The following is a 21791-nucleotide window of genomic DNA, read 5'->3' on the forward strand; positions in this document are numbered from 1 at the left end:
TATAGGAAAATCCTAATGATCCTCAAGGGGGCAGGTTCACCCCTCCTTAAGGCGTTTGCGCGAAATGTGGGGACGGACCAATTTCTATGCTCCACACGAAGGAAGAAAAGATGTTCTTGAAGAAAGTCGATGGCCCGCGCGCTGTGACCCTGCCGGATGGCACGGTGATGACGCGCGCGGATCTGCCGCCAAAGACCACGCGGCGCTGGGTGGCCTCACGCAAGGCGGCGGTTGTGCGCGGAGTCCTCTACGGCTTGATCCCGCAAAGCGAGGCATTGCGCAGATACAGCCTCTCCGAAGAGGAGTTTCGCAGCTGGGTTTCCGCTGTTGCGGACTTTGGCGAGGACGCCCTGAAAGCCACCCGTCTCAAAGACTATCGTAAATCCTGACGCAAAAAAATCATTCAGACTTGAGGTGAACGCGCAAATTAACCATCATGGTAACGGGCCATTAACTTTTTTCCACCAAGGTTAATTCGACCTGAGGGAAACAGTGTACAGGCGGAGAAAATAATATGCGCATTCTTCTTGTTGAGGATGATCCAACAACGGCGAAGAGCATTGAGTTGATGCTGACTCATGCCAACCTCAACGTTTATTCGACCGATCTCGGCGAAGAGGGGATCGATCTTGCTAAACTCTACGATTACGATCTGATCCTGCTGGATCTTAACCTACCCGATATGAACGGCCACGAGGTGCTGCGGCAGCTGCGCATGGCCCGTATCGAGACGCCCATTCTGATCCTGTCCGGTGCAGATGACACCGAAAACAAGATCAAGGGCTTTGGATTTGGCGCTGATGATTATCTGACCAAACCCTTCCATCGCGAGGAACTGGTGGCCCGTATTCACGCCATCATCCGCCGCTCCAAGGGGCATTCGCAGTCGATTATCAACACCGGCAAGATTTCGGTCAATCTGGATGCCAAGACGGTGGAAGTTGCAGGCAAGGCCGTGCATCTCACCGGCAAGGAATACCAGATGCTGGAGCTGCTGAGCCTGCGCAAGGGCACCACATTGACCAAGGAGATGTTCCTGAACCATCTCTATGGCGGCATGGATGAGCCCGAGCTGAAGATTATCGACGTCTTTATCTGCAAGCTGCGCAAGAAGTTGAGCACGGCGACAGGTGGCGATAACTACATCGAAACAGTCTGGGGCCGCGGCTATGTGCTGCGCGATCCGCAGGACGATCAGCTGACTGGGGGTCACCGGATGGCTGTTGGCGCCTGATCCGGCGCGACCTTCATCTCACCCGGTTCCCGAACGATCCCGCTACGGCGGGATTTTTCACGTCTGTCACCTGCGCTGTGGCTGGACGCGATGGCGTCACCGTCCTATCACCTAGCTAAGATAAAGCGAGGCGACAGACGTGACACAGTCAGGCAACAGCGATTTGAACGGTTTGACCAAGGATCAGGCGCGCCGCGAATTTATGGCGTTGCAGGAGCAGTTGCGCGCCGCCGATCTTGCCTATCATCAGGCCGACGATCCCGAGATCAGCGATGCGGAATATGACGCTAAGAAACGCCGCTACCGCGCGCTGGCGGAGCAATTTCCCGATCTGGCTGAGATCGCAACCGAGCTGGAGACGGTTGGTGCGCCAATAGCCTCCGGCTTTGGCAAGATCACCCATGCACAGCGGATGATGTCGCTGGGCAACGCCTTTGACGACGAGGACGTGCGCGATTTCGACAAAGGTCTGCGCAAATATCTTGGCCTCGGCGCCGAGGACCCGCTGGCCTATACGGCGGAGCCGAAGATCGACGGGCTGTCGCTGTCGCTGCGCTATGAAGCGGGCAGGCTGATCCATGCGGCCACCCGTGGCGACGGGGCGGTGGGGGAGAATGTCACCGAAAACGCCCTGACCATTGCCGATATTCCGCAGCGGATCGACGATGCTCCGGCGGTGCTTGAGGTGCGTGGCGAGGTCTACATGAGCCATGCGGATTTTACGGCGCTGAATGAGCGGCACGCCGCACAGGGTGGCAAAACCTTCGCCAATCCGCGGAATGCGGCGGCGGGATCCCTGCGGCAGCTGAACGCTGAAATCACCCGGTCGCGGCCGCTGCGCTTTTTTGCCTACAGCTGGGGCGAGCTGTCGGAGCCGCTCGCCGATACGCAGTTTTCAGCGCTTGAACGCCTGAAGGGCATGGGCTTTCAGACCAACCCGCTGACCAAATATTGCAAGGGCACAACCGAGCTGATTGCGCATTATCGCCTGATCGAGGAACAGCGGGCGACGCTTGGCTACGATATCGACGGCGTGGTTTACAAAGTGGATGCGCTGGCCTTGCAGGACCGTCTCGGCTTCCGCTCAACCACCCCGCGATGGGCGATTGCGCATAAATTTCCGGCTGAACTGGCCTGGACGCGGCTGGAGGGCATCGACATCCAGGTTGGACGGACCGGCGCACTCAGCCCGGTGGCGCGGTTGCAGCCGGTGACGGTGGGCGGCGTTGTTGTCTCCAATGCGACGCTGCACAATGAGGATTATATCGCCGGGCTGGATTCCAAGGGTGAAGAGATCCGCGACGGCAAGGATATCCGGATCGGCGACTGGGTTCAGGTCTACCGCGCCGGGGATGTGATCCCGAAGATTGCCGATGTGGATCTGTCCAAACGTCCCGAGAGCGCGGTTGCCTTCGCCTTTCCGACCGTTTGCCCAGAGTGTGGCAGCCCGGCCGTGCGTGAGGAGGGCGACGCGGTGCGACGCTGTACCGGCGGCTTGATCTGTCCGGCACAAGCGGTTGAGAAGCTGAAGCATTTTGTCTCGCGCAAGGCTTTCGATATCGAAGGTCTGGGCGCCAAGCAGATCGAAGCCTTTTACAGTGACGCGGGTCTGGCGATCAAAACGCCGGCCGATATCTTTACCCTTCAGGCGCGGGATGCGCAGAATCTGGCCAAGTTGAAAAACCGCGATGGCTGGGGCGAGACCTCTGCCGCCAACCTCTTCGCCGCGATTGACGAGAAGCGCAACATCGCGCTGGCCCGGCTGATCTTTGGTCTTGGCATTCGCCACGTGGGCGAGGTCGGCGCGCGCGATCTGGCGCTGCATTATGCGGATTGGGACGCGATGGCGGCGGCTGTTGATCTGGCCCGCCCGGCCGCCCTGGCGCAGCGCGCAGCGGATGAGGCCGAGGAGGCCGAGCGGGTTGCAGCAGCCCAGCAGGGCCGTCGCGCCCGCATCAAGGAAGCGCGAGACCGGGCCATTGCGGCGCTGAACGTGCCTGCGGAGGCCGCCGCGGCATGGGAGGATCTGATCGGGATCGACGGCATTGGCGCAACGCTGGGTCTGTCGCTTTCCGATGCTTTTGCCAATAGCGATGAGCGGGCGGCCTTCGACGCCTTGCGCGGCCATCTGACGATCATTCCGCCCGAAGCTCCGAAGAACGACAGCCCGGTCACCGGCCTGACGGTGGTCTTTACCGGGACGCTGGAGAAAATGACCCGCGCCGAAGCTAAGGCACGCGCCGAAGCCCTGGGGGCGAAGGTGGCCGGCTCGGTGTCGAAAAAGACGGATATTCTGGTCGCAGGTCCCGGTGCGGGGTCAAAGGAGCAGAAGGCTCGCGATCTTGGCGTGCGGATCCTCGACGAAGACGGCTGGCTGGAGCTGATTGCGGGCGCATGAGCGGCAGACCAGAGATCCTCTTCCCGCTGTTTGCCGGGTTGGAAACGCTTCAGGGTATCGGCCCGAAGACGGCGCAGCATTTTGCGCAGATTGATATAGAAACGCCGCGTGACATGTTGTTTTCGCTGCCTTATTCGGTGGTGGATCGACGGCGGCGCGATAGCATTCGCGGGCTTGATTTTCCCACGGTTGCAACGGTTGAGGTGACCATCGGCGCGCATCGGCCGGCGCGGAACAAGGGGGGCGCCTACCGGATCCAGGTGAGCGACGCCGAGGAGGAATTCCAGCTGGTATTTTTCCACGGTCGCAGCCGCTATCTGGAGGCCCAGCTGCCGGAGGGGGCGCGCCGGGTGGTGTCGGGCAAACTGGAACTGTTTGATGGCATGGCGCAGATGGTGCACCCTGACCATATGCTGCCGCTGGCAGAGGCTGCCGAGATCCCCGATTTTGAGCCGGTCTATCACCTGACCCATGGTGTGTCGCAGAAAACCATGTTCAAGGCGGCGCAAAGCGCGCTATCGCGCTTGCCGGAGCTGGCCGAATGGGCAGATCCCTCGCAGATCACCAAGGAATCCTGGCCAAGCTGGCAGCAGGCGCTGCGCGCTGCGCATAACCCCGATGGGCCGGATGCGCTGGCAGCAGAGGCACCCGGTCGGACACGTCTTGCCTATGATGAGCTGTTTGCCCATCAGCTGACACTGGCGCTGGCGCGGCTGCGGGATCGGACGTTGCCGGGGCGCAGCAGCCTGGCCAGCGGGGCGTTGCAATCGCGGGTGCTTGCGGCCTTGCCTTATCGGCCGACCAATGCGCAGGCCCGCGCAATTGCGGAGATCACCGCCGATATGGCGGCTGGTGCGCGGATGAACCGTCTGTTGCAGGGCGATGTCGGCGCTGGCAAAACTCTTGTTGCTTTCATGGCTTTGCTGGTCGCAGTTGAAGCAGGCGGGCAGGGTGTCATGATGGCGCCGACAGAAATTCTGGCCCGTCAGCATCTGGAGGCGCTGCGCCCGCTGGCGGAAACCGCAGGCGTGGTTCTGGAAATCCTGACAGGCCGCGACAAGGGCCGGGAGCGGGCCGCAAAATGCGCGGCGCTGGCGCGGGGGGACATTCATATTCTGGTCGGCACCCATGCGGTGTTTCAGCCGGATGTGGTGTTTCGGGATCTGCGGCTGGCGATTGTCGACGAACAGCATCGGTTTGGCGTGCGTCAGCGCATGGAGCTGGCGGAAAAGGGCAAAGGCGCGGATGTGCTGGTGATGACCGCAACACCGATTCCGCGGTCGCTGGCGCTGACGCAATATGGCGATATGGAAGTTTCGGTACTGGATGAAAAACCGCCCGGTCGCAAACCGGTCAAGACTGCGGTTATCAGCACCGAGCGGATGCAGGAGGTGGTCAGCCATCTGCGCGGCGCCATCGAAGCCGGGCGGCAATGCTACTGGGTCTGTCCGCTGGTTGAGGAATCCGAGGTGATGGACCTGACCGCCGCCGAGGAGCGGTTCAAACATCTGCGGGCGACGCTGGGAGAGGGCGTGGTCGGGCTGGTTCACGGACAGATGCCCCCGGCGGAGAAAGACGCGGCGATGGCTGCCTTTCAGGCTGGAGAGACCAAGGTTCTGGTGGCCACGACGGTGATCGAGGTCGGAGTCAATGTGCCCAACGCGTCGATCATGGTGATCGAGCGGGCCGAGATATTCGGCCTTGCACAGCTGCACCAGCTGCGCGGCCGTGTCGGGCGCGGCGATGCGGCTTCGACCTGTCTGCTGCTCTATCAGGCGCCGCTCAGCAAGGGCGGCCAGAAACGGTTGGAGATCCTGCGCGAGACCGAGGATGGTTTTCGCATTGCCGAAACCGATCTTGAGATGCGCGGTGCGGGCGATGTCATCGGCACCGCACAATCGGGGCTGCCGCGATTCCGCATCGCCGATCTGGACCGTCAGGCTGGGTTGATGGCTGTTGCACAAAGCGACGCGCGGGCCCTGCTGGCCAGCGATCCCGATCTGTCCAGCCCGCGCGGACAGGCGGCGCGGGTTCTTCTGTGGCTGATGAAACAGGATCAGGCGATCCGTTTGATTTCTGTCGGTTAGCACGTCTTCCTGAGCTGAAACCTTCATCAGCGGCGGCCCTTATGATCGAGACGCTGCTTTGTGTTTTTGCGCCGTGTTCTCATGTGTTCGCAAATGTTCTCATAAAGTTCTTTACAGCTGCGTTTGAATATGAGAACAAATAGGCAACAACACGCCAGAGAGCGAGCGCAAGACAGACAGGAGGATGCACCATGATGACCCAAATCAAGACGACTGTTCAGAATGCCCAATCGACACTGTTGCAAGACGCCATTGGCGCGGCGGCACTGGTTGTGATGCTGGTCGCGGGGTTGCACCTGCCGGGTCTGCTGTGATGACGCCGGGCGACCAGCCTTGAGTTTTTGAGATTTCCTGATCGCACTCTTTATGCCGGACGGGGCCGCCTGTCCCAAGCCTGCCCGGTTTGCCTGCCGGTCTGGCCGACCTGCCTCAGGTCAACAGGCCCCGTTCGGGTCCCGCATGAGAGAGCATACTGCCGCCGCCACCTGTCAGGTGTGCGGCGGTTTTTTCATGTGGTCCTTTTGGACGGGTTGTTCTGGCTGTCGTCACGGGCGCTGGTGAGACAGGCATATCAATCGGCGGCTGAGATGGCGGCCTTGGATCATGACTGCGGATCTGCCTTATTGGCGTGCGCGACTGATCCAACGTGTTGAACTTGTAACGCTGGATCGGCAGGCGGCCATCAGGCGCAGCTCTGTTCCTGATGGGTCTGCATAGCCTCATAGGTGGCATCGAGCGCCAGCATGATCGAGGCGTGGCGGTTCTTGAACTCGCGGGCGGGGATCAGGACTTCAAACCCGTCAAACGGCGCGTCCGGAACCGGGCCATCTTCGGTCAGCATGGCCTTCAGCTGCTGGCGGGCCCGCTCAACCTCGGGCAGGGTGCGACCCAGGATGACCTCGCCGACAACCGCTGCCGAGGCCTGGCCAAGCGCACAGGCTTTGACGTCCTGACCAAATCCGACAATCGCGCCATCCTCGATCCGAAGATCGACGGTCACGGTCGAGCCGCACAGGGGCGAGCGTTTTTTCACCGTAACATCCGGGGCGTCGAGACGATCCAGATGCGGGATATCGGCGGCCAGGGCCAGGATCCGTGCGGAGTAGAGTTTTATCAGATCAGTCTCGCCGGACATCGGATACCTCGGGCTTTCCCTTACGTGCTGTTCCCAATACATAGGGAGCCAGTCTCCAGATGCAAAAGGTTTTTGCCATGTCGTTTGATCCTCTTAGCCTAAAGTACAATGAGGCCGGGTTGATCCCCTGCATCGCGCAGCAGGAGGGCAGCGGCGAGGTCCTGATGATGGCCTGGATGAATGCCGATGCGGTGAAACAGACGCTGGACAGTGGCCGGGTCACCTATTGGTCGCGGTCGCGGCAGGCATTCTGGGTCAAGGGCGAAAGCTCGGGACATGTGCAGGAACTGGTCGATCTGCGCGTGGATTGCGATCGCGATTGCCTGCTGGCGGTGGTGCGTCAGACCGGGCCTGCCTGCCACACCAACCGGCGCAGCTGTTTTTATACTGCCCTTCGCGATGGCGATGAGGTCGAGCTGATGGCGCCGATGGTCTGACAGCAACCGGCTGAAGGGGACGGCCCGGTGCGGGCCGTGCCTCCGGCGGGGATATTTCTAGCCAGAAGATGTCTGTTCGGGCACCGCAGCGCAGCCGACCATGGCGCGGATCTGCGACGGGCTGACGCCTTCGGCGCGGTATTTGGCGAGAGCACGGGCATCGTCGCGCTTGGCAAGTCGCTTGCCCTGATCGTCGCGGATCAGCCCGTGGTGGTGGTAGATGGGTGTCGGCAGGCCGAGCAGTGCCTGGAGCAGCACGTGGATCTGCGTAGCCTCGAACAGATCCTCTCCACGCACGACATGGGTGATCTGCTGATCGGCATCATCGACCACTACGGAGAGGTGGTAGGCGCTGCCCATGCCGCGGCGGACGAGGATAATATCGCCGGCCGCGGTGAGCAGCTGATCGGGGTTCAGCCGGTGCCGGCCCTGATGGGATAGGCCGGTTTCCGAGAAGCTGCGCAGGCTGGCCGCATCCAGCGCTTTTGCCATGTTGAGCCGTATCACGTCCTGTGGTGCGGCGTCGGCCATTGCGCGGCTGCGGCAGCTGCCCGGATAGATGCGCCCGTCGGGGCCGAATTGCGGTACGCCTTCTTGCGGCGCGCCTGCGGCGGCCTCGATATCGGCGCGGTTGCAGCGGCAGGGATAGGTGAGCCCCATTGCCGCAAGCTGATCCAGCGCGGCGCGATAGCGTGGCAGCCGTTCGGACTGGCGCATCACCGGTTGCGGCCAGCGGAGGCCGAGCCAATGCAGGTCGTCATAGATTTGCGCCTCCCAGCTGGGCCGGGAGCGGGATTGGTCGATATCTTCGATGCGCAGCAGGAAAATGCCCTCCGCTGCCCGCGCCATATCATGTGCCAGAAGCGCCGAATAGGCGTGGCCGAGGTGCAGCGGTCCAGTTGGGGATGGCGCAAATCGGGTTGCGAATGTCACGCTTTCTCAATCACATAAACGGTGGACTTCAGGTTGATTCCGGGCAGGTGGTCACCGTGTTCCCGAAACAGCAGCCGTGCCGCCGAACAATCCAGCCATTCGTTGAGCTTGCCGGTATAGGCGGGATCCTCCAGTGCGTGATCATTGTAGGAAAAGGCAAAGAGGCCGCCGCGCGGCAGGGCGTGCAGGATGCTGTCGAAGACCGCAGGCGGAGCGGCACCGGTGCCCAGAACGCCACAGCCGGTGATCAGACGATAAGCGCCCTTGGGGATCGGCTGGCGGTCGGCGGCGTCGATCTGCGTCAGTTGGCGGTAGGCGTCTTTGGCACGGGCCTGCTCCAGCATCCGGGCGGAGGGCTCCATCCCGTCGACGGTTTCAAACCCCTGGAGGCGCAGCGCCAGACCTGACAGGCCGGTGCCGCAGCCAAAATCCAGAACGGGTTCGCTCATGTCCGATTGGAATTTCGCCAGCGCCAGGGCAATCCGTCCCGGCGTCGCGTAACCGTTCTCGGCGATTTCAGCATCGTAGGAAGCGGCCCATTGGTCGTAATGCGCCAGGGTCGCTTCCGGTGTTTCCAGGTCATAGGATTTGTCGAGGAACTTTTTGCTCATGACGACAGTTTATGCCTTCGCCGCCCGAAGCGTCTAGGAAAAGTTGCCAAGCCAGTCCTGCCACGCGGCTTTGGCCCGGTCGGTATAGGCCTTGTAGCGGTCCTTGCGGCCACGGCGGCCGCCTTTGAGACCATCGACCGGGCGGAACAGGCCGAAGTTCACATTCATCGGCTGGAAGGTCTTGGCCTCGGCGCCGCCGGTGATGTGATGGATCAGGGCGCCCATGGCGCTGTCCTGCGGCACCTCTGGCAGCTCCTGGCCCAGGATCTCGGCAGCGGCCATACGGCCGGCCAGCAGGCCCATGGCGGCGCTTTCCACATAGCCTTCGACCCCGGTGATCTGGCCGGCAAACCGCAGGTGCGGTTTTGATTTCAGCCGCATCTGCGCGTCGAGCAGGGTGGGGGAGTTCAGGAATGTGTTGCGATGGATGCCGCCGAGGCGGGCAAAGCTGGCGTTTTCCAGCCCCGGGATCATCCGCAGCACTTCTGTCTGGGCGCCGTATTTCATCTTGGTCTGGAAGCCGACGATGTTGAACAGCGTTCCCAGCGCATTGTCGCGCCGCAGCTGGACCACCGCGTGCGCCTTGACCTCCGGCTGGTGCGGGTTGGTCAGCCCCACCGGTTTCATCGGGCCATGGCGCAGGGTTTCACGGCCGCGTTCGGCCATCACCTCGATCGGCAGGCAGCCATCGAAATAGCCTGCGGTCTCACCCTCGTGGAATTCGGTCTTGTCGGCGGCCAGCAGCGCGTCGATGAACGCTTCATACTGATCCTTGTCCATCGGACAGTTGAGATAGGCGGTGCGCTCTTCTTCGGTCTCACCCTTGTCGTAGCGCGACTGCATCCAGGCCTGCGACATGTCGATGCTGTCGGCGTAGATGATCGGGGCGATGGCGTCGAAGAAGGCCAGCGCCTCGGCGCCGGTCTCACGTTGAATGGCCTTGCCGAGTTCAGGCGAAGTCAGCGGGCCGGTGGCAAAGATCCAGTGGCCATCGGCGGGCAGCTCGGTGATTTCCTCATAGGAAACGGTGACATTCGGCAGCGCTTTCAGCCGCGCGGTGACGGTTTCGGCAAAAGGCTCGCGGTCCACCGCCAGTGCGCCGCCGGCGGGCAGGCGGTGTTGTTCGGCGGTGGACATGATCAGCCCGTTAGCTGCGCGCATCTCCCAATGCAGGAGGCCCACGGCGTTCTGCTCGTCATCGTCTGAGCGGAAAGAGTTGGAGCAGACCATCTCGCCCAGATTGCCGGTCTGATGGGCAAAGGTTTCCACCTTTGGGCGCATTTCGTGGATCACCACCTCTACGCCCATATGTGCGGCCTGCCATGCGGCCTCTGAGCCGGCCATGCCGCCGCCCACGATATGCAATGTTTTTGTCATGCCCGCCACATAGGGCAGCTGGGGCCGTCACGCAATATTGCGCGGTGCGGCTTGTGCAGATCGGCACGAAAAACTGGTGCTTTTGGGCCAAGCGAGCCTGTTGCAAGCAGTGGAAATGTCGACTGATCTGAGCGGGAGGGGTATTGGGGTCGCTGGGGAACTGTCTGGCCGGGGGAGAGACCCGGTGGAGGGACGGTCCGCATCAGCGACCCTAATTGTGCTGGGGTTCGTGACCATGTCTCACCAACCCTGCCCAATCTTTGCCATGATCTTGCCTTGTTTGAAAGACCTGACATGGAAACAATAAATCACCAATCGTAAACAAAGACTAAAATTTTCGATGTCTTTTAGATTTTTTGAGCAGATCAGCGATTTTTCCAGTCCGGGTCGCGTTTTTCCAGAAAGGCATCAATGCCTTCGACGGTATCCCGCAGCATCAGGTTTTCGACCATGACGGCGCCGGTGTGGGCATAGGCATCGGCCGTGGGCAGCTGAAGCTGGTCATAAAACGCGCGTTTGCCGATCTTGACGGCGGCGCCGAGTTTGCTTGCCACGGTTTGGGCGAGGGCATTTGTGGTCTCGGTCAGATCCTCAGCTGCGGCGATGCGGTTGATCAGCCCCAGCTCCTCGGCGCGGGTGGCGTCAATGAAATCGCCGGTGGTCAGCATTTCAAAGGCATGTTTGCGCGAGATATTCCGGGTCAGCGCCACCATGGGAGTGGAGCAGAACAGGCCGATATTGACGCCATTGACGCCAAACCGTGTGCCCTCGGCGGCGACGGCCATATCGCAGGAGGCCACCAGCTGGCAGCCGGCTGCGGTGGCAATACCGTGGACTTGTGCGATTACCGGCTGCGGGATCTGTTGCAGCCCCAGCATCACCTCGGTGCAGCGGGCAAAGAGATCGGCGAAATAAGCCTGTCCGCCATCCTCGGCCTGCCGCCCGGCTGTCATTTCACGCAGATCATGGCCCGCGCAGAACGCCTTGCCCCGTCCGGCGAGGATGACGACGCGGGTTTCGTCGTCGTCGCGCAGGCTGTCGATCTGCCCCTGAAGTGCGGCCAGCATCCCGTCCGACAGCGCATTCAGCCGCTCGGGCGCGTTGAGATGGAGCGTGGCGATGCCGTTGCTGTCGTGACGTTCCAAAATTGTCATCTTGTGTCCCTCCCCGGATTAAGGCCAACGTTAGAACATGTTGCACTTAGGGGGGAACCGGTATTGCGCCGCCACCCCATGCGACATCGGCTCGCAGGGAACCGGCAACAGTGAGGGAGAGAGACAGCATGGGCTTGGCGTTTGATGCCGCAGGGTTGGGAGCTTATCTGCATGAGGTGTTTGCAGAGGTGGCCAATGATTTTGTGATTGACCGGCTGGATGAGGACGGGATCACGATGCGGCTTCTGGTGGATGAACGTCACCTGCGCCCCGGTGGGACCGTTTCAGGACCGTCGATGTTTGGTCTGGCCGATGTCACCATCTATGCGCTGGTGCTGTCGCGGCTGGGGCGCAAGGCGCTGGCGGTGACCACCAATGCCTCGTTCGACTTCATGCGCAAACCGGCAGGCGGCACGCCCTTGATTGCCGAAGGCAAGCTGCTGAAACTGGGACGCCAGCTGGCGGTGGGCGATGTGCTGTTATTCTCCGAAGGGGATCCGCGTCCGGTGGCCCGCTCCACCATGACCTATGCCATCCCGCCAGACCGGTAGGACCTAGCGCGCAGTGGCCAGCGGCTGGCCAACTTTCACCAGGGTTTCGCGGCCCCTGGCGCTATTGGTGACCAGATCGTCACTGAACTGCACGCGGCCCGGTTCGAACACCACCACAACGGTGGAGCCGCCGAATTTGAAATAGCCCTTTTCGTCCATCTTCTGCACCGCGCCCGAGGTGCGGGTGTTGACGATGGAGCCAACGCCAAAGGCGCCGACCTCGACAAAGGCGTAGCTGCCAATGGTGTCTGTGTCGATCAGGGTCCAGCTGCGTTTGTTCTCGCCAAAGACATCCGGACCTGCGCCAAGCGCGATGGGGTTCACCGAATGCAGCGCGCCCGGAATATCCTGCGCGGCGGTGATGCGACCGGCGGCCGGGAAGTGGTAGCGGTGATAATCCGCAGGACAGAGCCGCACGATGGCCAACGCGCCACCAACAAAGCGGTCAGAAATACCGGGCAGCATGGTCCGCACCGACATCGGATGCCCCTTTACGGGGACAAAGACATCCTCCGCCAGCTCGGGAAAGACCAGCACCCGACCATCGGCGGGGCTGACGATTTCGCTGGGATCGTCGCTGTAGGGGCGTGCCTCCGGCCTCAGGTGGCGGGCAAAGAAGGCGTTGAAAGTTGCATAGTTTTCCGTCGGTTCCGTTGCCTCGCTCATGTCGATGGCAAGGTCGTCGACCACGGTCTGGATCTTCCCTCTGGAGAGGGACGAATCAAACCATGCTCCCATCAGGCGGCTGATCAGGGCGGAGCGGAACAACAGTTTTTCCACAGGTTTTGCGCTGGCGTTCTGATAGGCCCAGCGGATCCATTTTTCACCCAGAACGACCTCTTCAAAGGTGTCTCCGGTGTCGCGGTCAACAACTAGGATAGGGTCGCGCTGCATGGGGCCTGCCAGATTTTGTTTCGCTCCCGCCGCGCCTAGCAAGAAGCAGCAGTCACGCCAAGGGGGATTTGGAGCGCAAGGCGACGGGCAGGCTGCCAGGGCCCGAAGGTCCGGTGTCCGTGCGACGTGATTTTTTGCCAGGAGAGCAACGAAAAAGGGGGCCGAAGCCCCCTGATGCCTGCCCCTTACGGGAACAGCTTTTTCACATAGTTCGGCAAGGCGAATGCGGCCTTGTGAACCTCCGGGTTGTAATAGCCGGTGTCGATCCCCGCGGCGGCAAAACGTGCCTCCAGATCCGCAAGGCTCACGCTGCGCGCCTTGTCCGAATGGCTGCCCCAGCCGAACGCCATCGGGCCACCCGCATAGGTCGGCACGGTGGCCAGATAGCAGGAGGCATCCGCAAACAGCGCCTGAAACGCCCGCAGGGTGCCGGTCAGCTCATCGCCCTGCATGAAGGGCACGCCATTCTGCGTCACGATGATGCCATCCTCAGTCAGCGAACGGGCTGCGTGGCCATAGAAAGTATCGGTGAACAGCACCTCGCCGGGGCCGATCGGGTCGGTTGAATCGACGATGATCACATCGAATTTCTCGGTGTTCTCTTTCATGAAGAGCGCACCATCGTTGATCACCAGATTGAGGCGGGCATCATCAAAGGCGCCATCGCTCAGCATCGGCAGGTATTCTTTGGAGAATTCCACCACACCGCCGTCGATTTCAACCATGGTGACATGCTCGACCGATGGGTGGCGCAGCGCTTCGCGCGCCATGCCGCCATCGCCGCCACCGATGATCAGCACCCGTTTTGCATTGCCATGGGCCAGAATCGGCACGTGGGTCAGCATCTCGTGGTAGATGAAGTTATCGCCTTCGGTGGTCTGCACCACGTCGTCCAGCGTCAGAACGCGGCCAAACTGGCCGTTCTGAAACACCTTCAGACGCTGGTGCTCGGTATTGCTGTCATAGAGCATCTCATCGACGCGCAAACGCTGGGCGTAATGGGCGTGCAGGCCTTCGGTGATCCAGGTGTGATCACTCATGCCGCCACTTCCTTGGTCAGGATGCCCTTTGCCAGGAACTCCTCGCCGCGCAGCAGTTCACGCACCGCAACCGTCGGCGTGTCGAAGGCTTCTTTCAGCACGTCAACCGCTTTCCAGGGCTCGGCATCGCCGCACATGAAGACGTCAAAGGCGCCATAGCCGATCTCGGGCCAGGTGTGGACGGAGATATGGCTTTCGGCCAGAACGGCCACGCCGGAGACGCCTTGCGGCGAGAATTTATGCGTATGGATGTGCAGCAGCGTCGCGCCGCAGACCTCGACACATTTGCGGAAGGCGTTCTGAATGCGGGTTTCGCAATCCAGACCGCTGCCGTTCATGACCTCGATAATGAGATGGGTTCCGGCAAATACCTTTCCATCCCGACGGATGAAATGGTCTTCGCGATCCGAATCCACAAGTGAGTTTACGATCGCAGTGGTTGCACTGCGGGCGGTATCTTCCTCTTGGGCGCCTGTCTCCAGACCGATCCCCAGTTGGAAGAGGTTGGCGTCCGTCATGACACTCCCCTTCGTTCCAGTAGATGACAATCCAGCCGGCCCTTAGCGCCCCCCCGGATAAGAGTCCGGGGTTGGGATCGGTACCGAAAGTGAGGGGGCATCTATTGTGGGGGCGGGATTCGATCAAGGGGTTTTTTGTAAAATGAACACCATCGTGCCATAAAAAAGACCGGGGCAAGCCCCGGTCATCAGGTGGTTCCGTTGCCCGGGGATCATGGGCGCCAGAACGGAAGAGTCCCTTGATACTCGGCGTCCTCGCGGGTCAGCCCAACATCTTTGAGCAGTTCCGGCGGCAGTTGACGCAATGCCTGTCGCGTGCGCTGACGCACGGTCCATTTGGTGACCAGAACCGCAAAGGAGACCGCGATCTCAGCCAGCACCGGCAGGGTGGGGCGGCTGGAAAGATAGATCATGTCGGGCGAAGAGGGTGTTGCGTTCTGTGTCATGGCAGTTTCCTATTGTATTGATACAATCCTGTGTTAATATCACAATCAATGGGTACAATTTGCGCGACGTCTTGTCCAAGAAAGGATTGTAATGGGTACAATTTGGCCAAACGAGCTGCCGGCTGATCTTTCCGGGCGATCCGGGCCGAAATATCAACGGGTGGCTGATACCATCCGGGCGGCGGTTGAAGATGGCACACTTTGTATCGGTACAAAGCTACCGCCGGTGCGGGAGCTGGCCTATCAGCTGAAGATCACCCCCGGCACGGTGGCGCGGGCCTATTCGCTCCTGACCGATGACGGGCTGTTGCAGGCGGAGGTCGGGCGCGGGACTTTTGTGGCGGAACCGGAAACCAAGGTGCTGGATGATGTCTGGTCGCGGCAGCTGCATCTGCTGGAGGCCAGTAATCCCGGCCACGTCAGCCTGTTCAGTCCCCGCCTCGCGGATGTTGGTCAGGTTGCGGCATTGCGCGAGGCGATGGTGAAAGTGTCCCAGGGCGATCCGCTGCAATTCCTGAACTACCCCACACGCGATGCCTATAAACCGGTACGCGAGGTGGTTGCCGATTGGCTCTCGGATGAGCTGCTGGGCAATGTGCATCAGAATGACGTCGTGCTGACCCACGGCGGGCAGAACGGCATCCTGACGGTGCTGCAAACCGTGCTTGAGGGGCCGCAGCCGACGATTCTGGTCGAAGATCTCTCATATGCTGGGTTTCGGCGCGCCGCAGAGCTGGCGCGCGCCCGGGGTGTGGGGGTGGCGATGGATGACAAGGGCATCCTGCCGGATTCACTGGAACTCGCCATTCGCAAGACAGGCGCCACCGTTCTATGCACCAGCCCGGAGGTGCATAATCCGACCGGGCTTTATACGCCGCTGGAGCGTCGCAAGGAGATTGTCGAGATCGCCCGGCGCCACGAGGTTCAGATCATAGAAGATGACTGCTACCGGATGGGGGAGGCGCGTGCGCCAAGCTACCGCGTGCTTGCTCCTGAGCTGGGTTGGCATGTCACCTCATTTTCCAAGACGATAACACCGGCGCTGCGGGTGGGATTCGCACTCGCCCCCAAGGGGCGTGGCGCCGATCTGCGGCGCACGGCGGAATACAGTTATTTCGGAATCGCACAGCCACTGGCGGAGCTGACCCGTATCCTGCTGTCCGACCCCCGCACGCCGCAGCTGGTGCGCGATGTCCGCAAGGAGATGGCCAAATACGTCCGCATTGCCGTCAACGCTCTGGGCAGTTTTGAACTTGTCTGGTCGGACAGCGTGCCCTTCCTGTGGTTAAGGCTGCCATCGGGTTGGCGTTCAGCCGCGTTCACCCGCGCGGCAGAGGCGCAGGGGGTTCAGATCCGCTCGGCCGATGAATTCGCCCTGCGCGACGGCCGCGCCCCAAATGCGGTGCGGATCGCGGTGAACGGCCACGTCACGCCCAAACGGTTTGAGGAGGCAATGCTGCGGCTGCGCGCACTGCTCGACAACCCACCGGAGCAGATCAGCGTCTGAACTGTTGCCCGGCTCGAGGTGGGCTGTTTGGCAAAGGAAAAGGGGACCTGAACACTCAGGCCCCCTTATATGTAAGCGGTGATCGACCGGTGTGCTTATTCGACCAGGATCGACACGCCCGAGGTGTGGTTCCCGATAAAAGACCAGTTGTCGCGACCAGCAGCGATGCCAGCGGTGATGGCAGCGGCCAGAAGACCTGCTGCCGAGGCCCCGCCAACCACTGTGCCGTTCAGCTCAGGTTTAAGCGTGGTCTGGCCGGACTGTTGGCCCGCGTCGCATTGCACATAGGCCGGGGTCGGACGGCGTTTGAGCACCGGAACGTTGACGAGAGCCGGGGTGATGAATGTCGCCTTGAATTCGGCGCTTTCGACGGTGCACCGGGCGCCTACAACTTCGCGCATGTTGGCGCTGCTGGGCTGACCGCCTGTCGCCTTCATCTTTTCCTTGTCCAGCACGACATGCGTGCGGAAGGTCAGCTCTTTGTAGCCCTGAACGCGCGGCGCTGTTGAGCCTTGATTCTTGAGCGCGACCGTCACCGGGGGAGCGGTGACTTCGGCGTTTTGCATGCAGGCACCAAGGGCCAGCGGCAGGGCGCCAACCAGAGCAAGTTTTCGAAACATGTAGTAGGATCCTATAATTTGTCTTTCAGGTGCAGCTTTAGCGTGTGAAACACCGGCTGAAAAGGAGCCCAGACCTGTTCCGCGACGACAGATGCGGTCTGGATCGGGGCAGGAGCGTATCCGAGGGTGTTCAAATATGGGGTATTATAATACCTATTTTGTAAGGTACTGTATTTAAACGTTTTAATATGATTTCAGGGTGTTGACCTATGCGCAGGCCTGCCGTAAACCCCGTCCATCGAATTCGGGCGCGCCGTTTTGGGGGTGCCCTTCACGTCAAACAGGATTGACCTGCTATGAAAACCTTCTCTGCTACACCGGCAGACATCGAGAAGAAGTGGATCATCATCGACGCCGAAGGCGTGGTGCTGGGCCGTCTTGCCTCGATCGTCGCCATGCGCCTGCGTGGTAAGCACAAGCCGTCCTTCACTCCTCACATGGATATGGGCGACAATGTCATCGTGATCAACGCTGACAAGATCCAGATGACCGGCAAGAAGCGCGAAGAGCACTTCTACTGGCACACCGGCCACCCCGGTGGTATCAAATCCCGCACCAAACAGGAAATCCTGGACGGTGCCCACCCCGAGCGCGTTGTCTATCAGGCCGTCAAGCGGATGCTGCCCGGCAACCGTCTGTCGCGTCAGCAGATGACCAACCTGCGCATCTATGCAAGTGCCGAGCACCCGCATGAAGCCCAGTCCCCCGAGGTTCTGGATGTCAAATCCATGAACAAGAAAAACACCCGGAGCTGAGACCGATGGCTGATCAGATCAACACTCTCGAAGAGCTCGGCGCCGTTGCAGGCGTAGAAACCGTAGCCGAAGAAACCATCGTGCGCGAACCCGTTCGCGACGAGCTGGGCCGTGCCTATGCCACCGGTAAGCGGAAAGACGCGGTTGCCCGCGTCTGGATCAAGCCGGGTTCCGGCAAGGTCTCCGTCAACGGTAAAGAGCTGAACGCATATTTTGCACGCCCCGTGCTGCAGATGATCCTGCGCCAGCCGTTCCAGGTTGCCGGTGTCGAAGGCGAATTCGACGTCTACGCAACCGTCAAGGGCGGTGGCCTCTCCGGTCAGGCCGGCGCGGTCAAGCACGGCATCTCCAAAGCACTGCAGCTGTACGATCCGTCGCTGCGTGGCGCGTTGAAAGCCGCAGGCTTCCTGACCCGCGACAGCCGTGTTGTCGAGCGTAAGAAATTCGGCCGCCGCAAAGCGCGTCGTTCGTTCCAGTTCTCCAAGCGTTAATCGCTGGATCACATGGATTTGGAAAAGGCCGCAGAGCAATCTGCGGCCTTTTCTTTGTGTGGATTGTTCGAATGCTGCCTGAGCCTGCGCAGCGGTCAGTCTTAGCTGTCCGGTTCGATCAGGCCCAGTCCGCGCAGGTAGATGCCGATGCCGCTCTCCAGCAGATCCTCGGGCGGGAAGGGGGAGGCCGCACCGGGAGAGTTCCGGGCATAGAGCTCCACCACGCCATGGCTCATCGCCAGAACATGCGCCGAGAACATCGAGGCGGGCGGGCGTTTTTCGGCCGGGATATGTTTGCTCAGATCTGCGGCGGCGCGTTCCAGAATGGCACGGGCGCGGTTGGCGGCCTCGGCCAGCTCAGGCGTACGGTTGACGGAGATCCCGCTTTCGAACATCGCGATGTAATGGCCTGGATGTTTGCGCGCAAAGGCGAGATAGGCCCGGCCCGTCGCTTCAAACGCTGCCAGGGCCGAAGGTTGATATTTGTCATAGGCGTGCTGCATCAGATCGGCAAACATCACATAGCCCTGACGGCCTGCCTCGGCGATCAGATCCTCGCGCCCGTTGAAGTGACGATAGACCGCGGCCGGGGTGACGCCGGCCTGTTTGGCCGCCTCCGACAGGGTAAAGCCGGTTGGGCCCTTGGCCTCGATCAGCTTCAGTGCGGCTTCGACCAGCGCCTGGCGCAGGTTGCCGTGGTGATACCCCCGCTTAGGCATCCCAGAGATCCGGTCCGCCACTGATGGAATCATCCAGATCGCCAAGCGCTTTGGCGTCCTTGTTGGTGTAATCGACGGCGTGCAGCACCCGGCGAATGGCGGCCAGCCGGGCCCGGCGCTTGTCGTCGGAGCGCACGATGGTCCAGGGGGCGTGCTCGGTGTGACTACGTGTCAGCGTATCCGTAATGGCGGTGGAGTATTCCTGCCAGAGGCTCAGACCTTTGACGTCGATCGGGCTGAGTTTCCACTGCTTCAGCGGATCGGTCTCGCGCGAGATGAACCGCCGCAGCTGTTCGGCGCGTCCGACGTTGAGCCAGATCTTGAACAGCTGAATCCCATCCTCGACCAGCGCCTCCTCAAAGCCGTTGACCTGATCAAAGAACCGTTCGCGCTGACCGTCGGTGCAAAAGCCGAAGACCGGCTCGACCACGCCGCGATTGTACCAGCTGCGATCAAAGAAGACGATCTCACCTGCGGCGGGCAGATGGGTGATATAGCGCTGGAAATACCACTGGGTCTGTTCCCGCTCGCTGGGTTTTGACAGCGCCACGATCCGCGCTCCGCGCGGGTTCAGGTTTTCGCGAAACCGTTTGATGGTGCCGCCCTTGCCAGCGGCGTCGCGCCCTTCAAAGAGAATGGCGACCCGTGCCCCGGTCTCACGCACCCAAGACTGCATCTTGACCAGTTCGATCTGAAGCCGCGCCATCTCTTTCTCATAGCGCTTGCGGCTCATCCGCGTGTCATAGGGAAAGCCCGGATCCAGCAGGTCATCCTTCTGCGAAGCTTTGATCGCGGCGCGGATTTCCTCTGGGGCCTTGGTCTCGTAGAACGCGCTGATTGCGCCGTCAAAGGGCAGGGGCATAGAAAATTCCTTCTGTCTTCTGTCCCTTATATGGGGCTTTGCGGCGAAATGTGAATCGTTTTAACGCAAATTCCGTGCCGTAGCTGCCCGCGCCGCCGCCCGGTCTACTGCCGCCACAACCGCATCGGTGGCCACCTGATGTGGCATATGGCCGACGCCATCCAGCACCGTGAGGTTCAGCGAGGGGACATCGCGCTCCAGCTGGCGCGCGTGCAGATCCAGCCCCACCGTGGTGTCGGCGCTGCCATGAACCGCCTCAATGGGCAGGCTGAGATCGCCGTAGCGGGGGGCCATCGCTCTGATTTCGGCCAGAAGGTCGGCCCGCTGGCGGGCATTGGCCCGCAGCGCGGAGCGGCGCAGGGTCAGCCCCGGGCCGAAATGTTCGAAATACCCCGCTGGCACGGCCTGCGGTGCAAAGACCTCGGTCAGGGTGTCGCGAATGGTGCTTTCGGGCACATAGGCGGTCAGCAGCGGCACCGCCAGCCGCTGGCCCAGCGGCGAGGAAGTGACCTTGTAAAAGGTGCTGAGCGGCGTCCGCCAAGGATGGGAGACCGCGCCGACCGTGACCAGCGCCGAGAGGCTGTCGGGCGCATCCAGCGCCCAGGCGAGGGCGACACCGCCGCCATAGCTCTGGCCCAGCACGATGGGATGCTCTGCACCCAGAGCGGCAACCGCTTGGCGAATGATGGCGGCCTGCTTGCTGAGGGACGCCTGCGCGCCACCGGTGGGATCGCTATAGCCCAGCCCGGGGCGATCCACGATGATCACCCGGAAGCGGCTGCTGAGGGCCGGGGCCAGCCGGAAGGTCATATCGCGGATGTGCCCGCTGGCGCCGTGGATCAACACCAGATCCGGCGCTGCCGCATCCGCAGGCAGCCCGTCGGGCCGGGGTGTCGGCTGCCCCAGATCAAGCAGGTGCAGCTGCTGGCCATCAACCGTGACAAAGCTGCCGAGCGGCGGATAGGCGGCGATGGCGTCCGCCTCGCGAGCCTTGGCCCGCCACAGCGTTCCGCCAGCCGCAAGCGCCAGAATCAGACCGGCTGTCAGCACGCGCTTAACGCCCAATCTGCGCCATATCAAACGGGGTGGACTGGTAGATGTCATTGATCCAGTTGCCATAAAGAAGATGCGCGTGGCTGCGCCAGCGGTTCTGCGGTTTGCGGCTGGGATCGTCGTCCGGGTAGTAGTTCATCGGAATATTGATCGGCGTGCCGCTGGCGATATCGCGATCATATTCCTGCTTCAGCGTATCGCTGTCGTATTCGAAATGGTTGAAGATATAGAGCGCACGGTGGCTGGGATCCTCAATGAGGCAGGGGCCGGCATCGGGGCTGCCCAGCAGGCTGCGCAGGCCGGGTCGGGCATCAATTTCGGATTGACGGATTTCGGTCCAGCGCGACACGGGAATGACGCAGTCATCGGAAAACCCCCGCAGATAGGGGGATGCGGGATCAAGGTTCTGATGCCGGAAACAGCCAAAAACCTTGTGATCCAAGAGGTGTTTCTTCACCCCATGGAAATAGTTGATCATCGCCATGCCGCCCCAGCAGACACCAAAGGTGGAATGCACATTGGTCTGGGTCCAGTCAAAGACCTCACACAGCTCATCCCAATAGGTGACATCCTCGAACTCGAGATGTTCGATCGGCGCGCCGGTGATGATCAGACCGTCAAAACGCTCGTCCTTGATCTCCTGGAACGGCCGGTAGAACTCCGCCATATGCTCTGCGGCGGTGTTGCGGGTCTGATGTTCGGTCATGCGGATCAGGGACAGCTCGATCTGCAACGGGGTGGCACCGATCAGCCGGGCAAACTGGTTCTCGGTCTGGATCTTCTTCGGCATCAGGTTGAGCAGGCCGATGCGCAGCGGACGGATATCCTGACGGGCCGCCTGATCCGGTGACATGACCATCACGCCTTCGTTCGTGAGAACGTCATAGGCGGGCAGGTCAGAAGGGATCTTGATCGGCATATCGTGTCCTTTGGTCTATGCTCCGCCCGTTCTGGACGGAGTCTTGGCGC

24 protein-coding genes are annotated in these 21791 nt (G+C 61.3%); 10 read left to right on the forward strand and 14 right to left on the reverse strand.

What is annotated here, in order from left to right:
- Nucleotides 1–110: 110 nt before the first annotated feature.
- From VWY34_RS11360 to VWY34_RS11380, 5 genes are all read left to right on the forward strand, one after another.
- A complete protein-coding gene (locus VWY34_RS11360) occupies nt 111–389 on the forward strand; it encodes a DUF1153 domain-containing protein (protein WP_040104126.1) in 279 nt (92 codons plus the stop codon).
- A gap of 125 nt (nt 390–514) precedes the next feature.
- Nucleotides 515–1234, forward strand: coding sequence for a response regulator transcription factor CtrA (gene ctrA, locus VWY34_RS11365; protein ID WP_340545454.1), 720 nt, complete (start codon nt 515–517; stop codon nt 1232–1234).
- 202 nt (nt 1235–1436) lie between these two features.
- Nucleotides 1437–3632 carry an NAD-dependent DNA ligase LigA gene (gene ligA / locus VWY34_RS11370; protein ID WP_416544387.1) on the forward strand — a complete coding sequence of 732 codons (2196 nt, stop codon included), beginning with the start codon at nt 1437–1439 and terminating at the stop codon, nt 3630–3632.
- The gene (gene recG, locus VWY34_RS11375) at nt 3629–5719 is read left to right on the forward strand and encodes an ATP-dependent DNA helicase RecG (RefSeq protein WP_416538698.1); all 2091 of its coding nucleotides are present in this window, start codon (nt 3629–3631) and stop codon (nt 5717–5719) included. The genes ligA and recG overlap by 4 nt, the downstream gene beginning before the upstream one ends.
- 191 nt (nt 5720–5910) lie before the next feature.
- A complete protein-coding gene (locus tag VWY34_RS11380) occupies nt 5911–6033 on the forward strand; it encodes a hypothetical protein (protein ID WP_024097384.1) in 123 nt (40 codons plus the stop codon).
- A 368-nt stretch (nt 6034–6401) separates the two neighbouring features.
- Here VWY34_RS11380 and VWY34_RS11385 read toward each other — a convergent pair whose 3' ends face one another.
- Nucleotides 6402–6854, reverse strand: coding sequence for an iron-sulfur cluster assembly scaffold protein (locus VWY34_RS11385; RefSeq protein WP_340545456.1), 453 nt, complete (start codon nt 6852–6854; stop codon nt 6402–6404).
- A gap of 59 nt (nt 6855–6913) precedes the next feature.
- Here VWY34_RS11385 and hisI point away from each other — a divergent pair, with 59 nt between their 5' ends.
- On the forward strand, nt 6914–7291 hold the full coding sequence (gene hisI / locus VWY34_RS11390; RefSeq protein ID WP_416544326.1) for a phosphoribosyl-AMP cyclohydrolase: 378 nt from the start codon (nt 6914–6916) through the stop codon (nt 7289–7291).
- Between the two features lie 57 nt (nt 7292–7348).
- Here hisI and gluQRS read toward each other — a convergent pair whose 3' ends face one another.
- From gluQRS to VWY34_RS11410, 4 genes are all read right to left on the reverse strand, one after another.
- Nucleotides 7349–8224, reverse strand: a complete 876-nt coding sequence (gene gluQRS / locus VWY34_RS11395) for a tRNA glutamyl-Q(34) synthetase GluQRS (protein WP_416544327.1) — start codon at nt 8222–8224, stop codon at nt 7349–7351.
- A complete protein-coding gene (locus VWY34_RS11400; RefSeq protein WP_416536019.1) occupies nt 8221–8835 on the reverse strand; it encodes a class I SAM-dependent DNA methyltransferase in 615 nt (204 codons plus the stop codon). The genes gluQRS and VWY34_RS11400 overlap by 4 nt, the downstream gene beginning before the upstream one ends.
- Before the next feature lie 33 nt (nt 8836–8868).
- Nucleotides 8869–10212, reverse strand: coding sequence for a methylenetetrahydrofolate--tRNA-(uracil(54)-C(5))-methyltransferase (FADH(2)-oxidizing) TrmFO (gene trmFO, locus VWY34_RS11405; RefSeq protein WP_416536016.1), 1344 nt, complete (start codon nt 10210–10212; stop codon nt 8869–8871).
- 365 nt (nt 10213–10577) lie between these two features.
- Nucleotides 10578–11366 (reverse strand): enoyl-CoA hydratase, encoded by a 789-nt coding sequence (locus VWY34_RS11410; RefSeq protein WP_340545461.1) that lies wholly within the window; start codon nt 11364–11366, stop codon nt 10578–10580.
- A 128-nt stretch (nt 11367–11494) separates the two neighbouring features.
- Here VWY34_RS11410 and VWY34_RS11415 point away from each other — a divergent pair, with 128 nt between their 5' ends.
- A complete protein-coding gene (locus VWY34_RS11415) occupies nt 11495–11917 on the forward strand; it encodes a PaaI family thioesterase (protein WP_416538703.1) in 423 nt (140 codons plus the stop codon).
- A 3-nt stretch (nt 11918–11920) separates the two neighbouring features.
- Here the strand turns inward: VWY34_RS11415 and asd are convergent, their stop codons facing one another.
- The 4 genes from asd to VWY34_RS11435 all read right to left on the reverse strand — a co-directional run bounded on the left by asd (nt 11921) and on the right by VWY34_RS11435 (nt 14815).
- On the reverse strand, nt 11921–12811 hold the full coding sequence (gene asd / locus VWY34_RS11420; RefSeq protein WP_416538704.1) for an archaetidylserine decarboxylase: 891 nt from the start codon (nt 12809–12811) through the stop codon (nt 11921–11923).
- Between the two features lie 185 nt (nt 12812–12996).
- Nucleotides 12997–13851 carry a polyamine aminopropyltransferase gene (speE, locus tag VWY34_RS11425; protein ID WP_416536014.1) on the reverse strand — a complete coding sequence of 285 codons (855 nt, stop codon included), beginning with the start codon at nt 13849–13851 and terminating at the stop codon, nt 12997–12999.
- A complete protein-coding gene (gene speD, locus VWY34_RS11430) occupies nt 13848–14369 on the reverse strand; it encodes an adenosylmethionine decarboxylase (protein WP_340545465.1) in 522 nt (173 codons plus the stop codon). The genes speE and speD overlap by 4 nt, the downstream gene beginning before the upstream one ends.
- A 212-nt stretch (nt 14370–14581) precedes the next feature.
- The gene (locus VWY34_RS11435; RefSeq protein ID WP_340545466.1) at nt 14582–14815 is read right to left on the reverse strand and encodes a DUF1127 domain-containing protein; all 234 of its coding nucleotides are present in this window, start codon (nt 14813–14815) and stop codon (nt 14582–14584) included.
- A gap of 91 nt (nt 14816–14906) precedes the next feature.
- Here VWY34_RS11435 and VWY34_RS11440 point away from each other — a divergent pair, with 91 nt between their 5' ends.
- Nucleotides 14907–16322, forward strand: coding sequence for a PLP-dependent aminotransferase family protein (locus VWY34_RS11440; RefSeq protein WP_416558546.1), 1416 nt, complete (start codon nt 14907–14909; stop codon nt 16320–16322).
- Between the two features lie 95 nt (nt 16323–16417).
- On the opposite strand, the gene VWY34_RS11445 is transcribed toward VWY34_RS11440, so the two are convergent.
- Nucleotides 16418–16942: a hypothetical protein gene (locus VWY34_RS11445; protein WP_340545468.1), complete on the reverse strand. Its 525-nt coding sequence runs from the start codon at nt 16940–16942 to the stop codon at nt 16418–16420.
- A 296-nt stretch (nt 16943–17238) separates the two neighbouring features.
- Here VWY34_RS11445 and rplM point away from each other — a divergent pair, with 296 nt between their 5' ends.
- Nucleotides 17239–17697: a 50S ribosomal protein L13 gene (gene rplM / locus VWY34_RS11450; protein WP_260101830.1), complete on the forward strand. Its 459-nt coding sequence runs from the start codon at nt 17239–17241 to the stop codon at nt 17695–17697.
- A 5-nt stretch (nt 17698–17702) separates the two neighbouring features.
- Nucleotides 17703–18188 (forward strand): 30S ribosomal protein S9, encoded by a 486-nt coding sequence (gene rpsI / locus VWY34_RS11455; protein WP_416536010.1) that lies wholly within the window; start codon nt 17703–17705, stop codon nt 18186–18188.
- Nucleotides 18189–18289: 101 nt separating this feature from the next.
- Here rpsI and VWY34_RS11460 read toward each other — a convergent pair whose 3' ends face one another.
- The 4 genes from VWY34_RS11460 to metA are packed head-to-tail and all read right to left on the reverse strand — an operon-like array spanning nt 18290 to nt 21741.
- A complete protein-coding gene (locus VWY34_RS11460) occupies nt 18290–18907 on the reverse strand; it encodes a TetR/AcrR family transcriptional regulator (protein WP_340545469.1) in 618 nt (205 codons plus the stop codon).
- A complete protein-coding gene (gene ppk2 / locus VWY34_RS11465; protein WP_416544329.1) occupies nt 18900–19769 on the reverse strand; it encodes a polyphosphate kinase 2 in 870 nt (289 codons plus the stop codon). The genes VWY34_RS11460 and ppk2 overlap by 8 nt, the downstream gene beginning before the upstream one ends.
- A gap of 60 nt (nt 19770–19829) precedes the next feature.
- A complete protein-coding gene (locus VWY34_RS11470) occupies nt 19830–20834 on the reverse strand; it encodes an alpha/beta fold hydrolase (protein WP_416538707.1) in 1005 nt (334 codons plus the stop codon).
- Nucleotides 20824–21741 carry a homoserine O-acetyltransferase MetA gene (gene metA / locus VWY34_RS11475; RefSeq protein WP_340545472.1) on the reverse strand — a complete coding sequence of 306 codons (918 nt, stop codon included), beginning with the start codon at nt 21739–21741 and terminating at the stop codon, nt 20824–20826. Before metA ends, VWY34_RS11470 begins: the two co-directional genes overlap by 11 nt.
- Nucleotides 21742–21791 lie beyond the last annotated feature (50 nt).

The organism is Phaeobacter sp. JH20_02, from assembly GCF_048056915.1.
In the GTDB taxonomy this organism is placed as follows: domain Bacteria; phylum Pseudomonadota; class Alphaproteobacteria; order Rhodobacterales; family Rhodobacteraceae; genus Phaeobacter; species Phaeobacter bryozoorum.

Excerpts from the sequence above, each read along its gene's own strand:
- VWY34_RS11360 (WP_040104126.1), top strand. The coding sequence starts at position 111 with ATGTTCTTGAAGAAAGTCGATGGCCCGCGCGCTGTGACCCTGCCGGAT.
- ctrA (WP_340545454.1), top strand. The coding sequence starts at position 515 with ATGCGCATTCTTCTTGTTGAGGATGATCCAACAACGGCGAAGAGCATT.
- ligA (WP_416544387.1), top strand. The coding sequence starts at position 1,437 with ATGGCGTTGCAGGAGCAGTTGCGCGCCGCCGATCTTGCCTATCATCAG.
- recG (WP_416538698.1), top strand. The coding sequence starts at position 3,629 with ATGAGCGGCAGACCAGAGATCCTCTTCCCGCTGTTTGCCGGGTTGGAA.
- VWY34_RS11380 (WP_024097384.1), top strand. The coding sequence starts at position 5,911 with ATGATGACCCAAATCAAGACGACTGTTCAGAATGCCCAATCGACACTG.
- VWY34_RS11385 (WP_340545456.1), bottom strand. The coding sequence starts at position 6,854 with ATGTCCGGCGAGACTGATCTGATAAAACTCTACTCCGCACGGATCCTG.
- hisI (WP_416544326.1), top strand. The coding sequence starts at position 6,914 with ATGCAAAAGGTTTTTGCCATGTCGTTTGATCCTCTTAGCCTAAAGTAC.
- VWY34_RS11400 (WP_416536019.1), bottom strand. The coding sequence starts at position 8,835 with ATGAGCAAAAAGTTCCTCGACAAATCCTATGACCTGGAAACACCGGAA.
- trmFO (WP_416536016.1), bottom strand. The coding sequence starts at position 10,212 with ATGACAAAAACATTGCATATCGTGGGCGGCGGCATGGCCGGCTCAGAG.
- VWY34_RS11410 (WP_340545461.1), bottom strand. The coding sequence starts at position 11,366 with ATGACAATTTTGGAACGTCACGACAGCAACGGCATCGCCACGCTCCAT.
- VWY34_RS11415 (WP_416538703.1), top strand. The coding sequence starts at position 11,495 with ATGGGCTTGGCGTTTGATGCCGCAGGGTTGGGAGCTTATCTGCATGAG.
- asd (WP_416538704.1), bottom strand. The coding sequence starts at position 12,811 with ATGCAGCGCGACCCTATCCTAGTTGTTGACCGCGACACCGGAGACACC.
- speE (WP_416536014.1), bottom strand. The coding sequence starts at position 13,851 with ATGAGTGATCACACCTGGATCACCGAAGGCCTGCACGCCCATTACGCC.
- speD (WP_340545465.1), bottom strand. The coding sequence starts at position 14,369 with ATGACGGACGCCAACCTCTTCCAACTGGGGATCGGTCTGGAGACAGGC.
- VWY34_RS11435 (WP_340545466.1), bottom strand. The coding sequence starts at position 14,815 with ATGACACAGAACGCAACACCCTCTTCGCCCGACATGATCTATCTTTCC.
- VWY34_RS11440 (WP_416558546.1), top strand. The coding sequence starts at position 14,907 with ATGGGTACAATTTGGCCAAACGAGCTGCCGGCTGATCTTTCCGGGCGA.
- VWY34_RS11445 (WP_340545468.1), bottom strand. The coding sequence starts at position 16,942 with ATGTTTCGAAAACTTGCTCTGGTTGGCGCCCTGCCGCTGGCCCTTGGT.
- rplM (WP_260101830.1), top strand. The coding sequence starts at position 17,239 with ATGAAAACCTTCTCTGCTACACCGGCAGACATCGAGAAGAAGTGGATC.
- rpsI (WP_416536010.1), top strand. The coding sequence starts at position 17,703 with ATGGCTGATCAGATCAACACTCTCGAAGAGCTCGGCGCCGTTGCAGGC.
- VWY34_RS11460 (WP_340545469.1), bottom strand. The coding sequence starts at position 18,907 with ATGCCTAAGCGGGGGTATCACCACGGCAACCTGCGCCAGGCGCTGGTC.
- ppk2 (WP_416544329.1), bottom strand. The coding sequence starts at position 19,769 with ATGCCCCTGCCCTTTGACGGCGCAATCAGCGCGTTCTACGAGACCAAG.
- metA (WP_340545472.1), bottom strand. The coding sequence starts at position 21,741 with ATGCCGATCAAGATCCCTTCTGACCTGCCCGCCTATGACGTTCTCACG.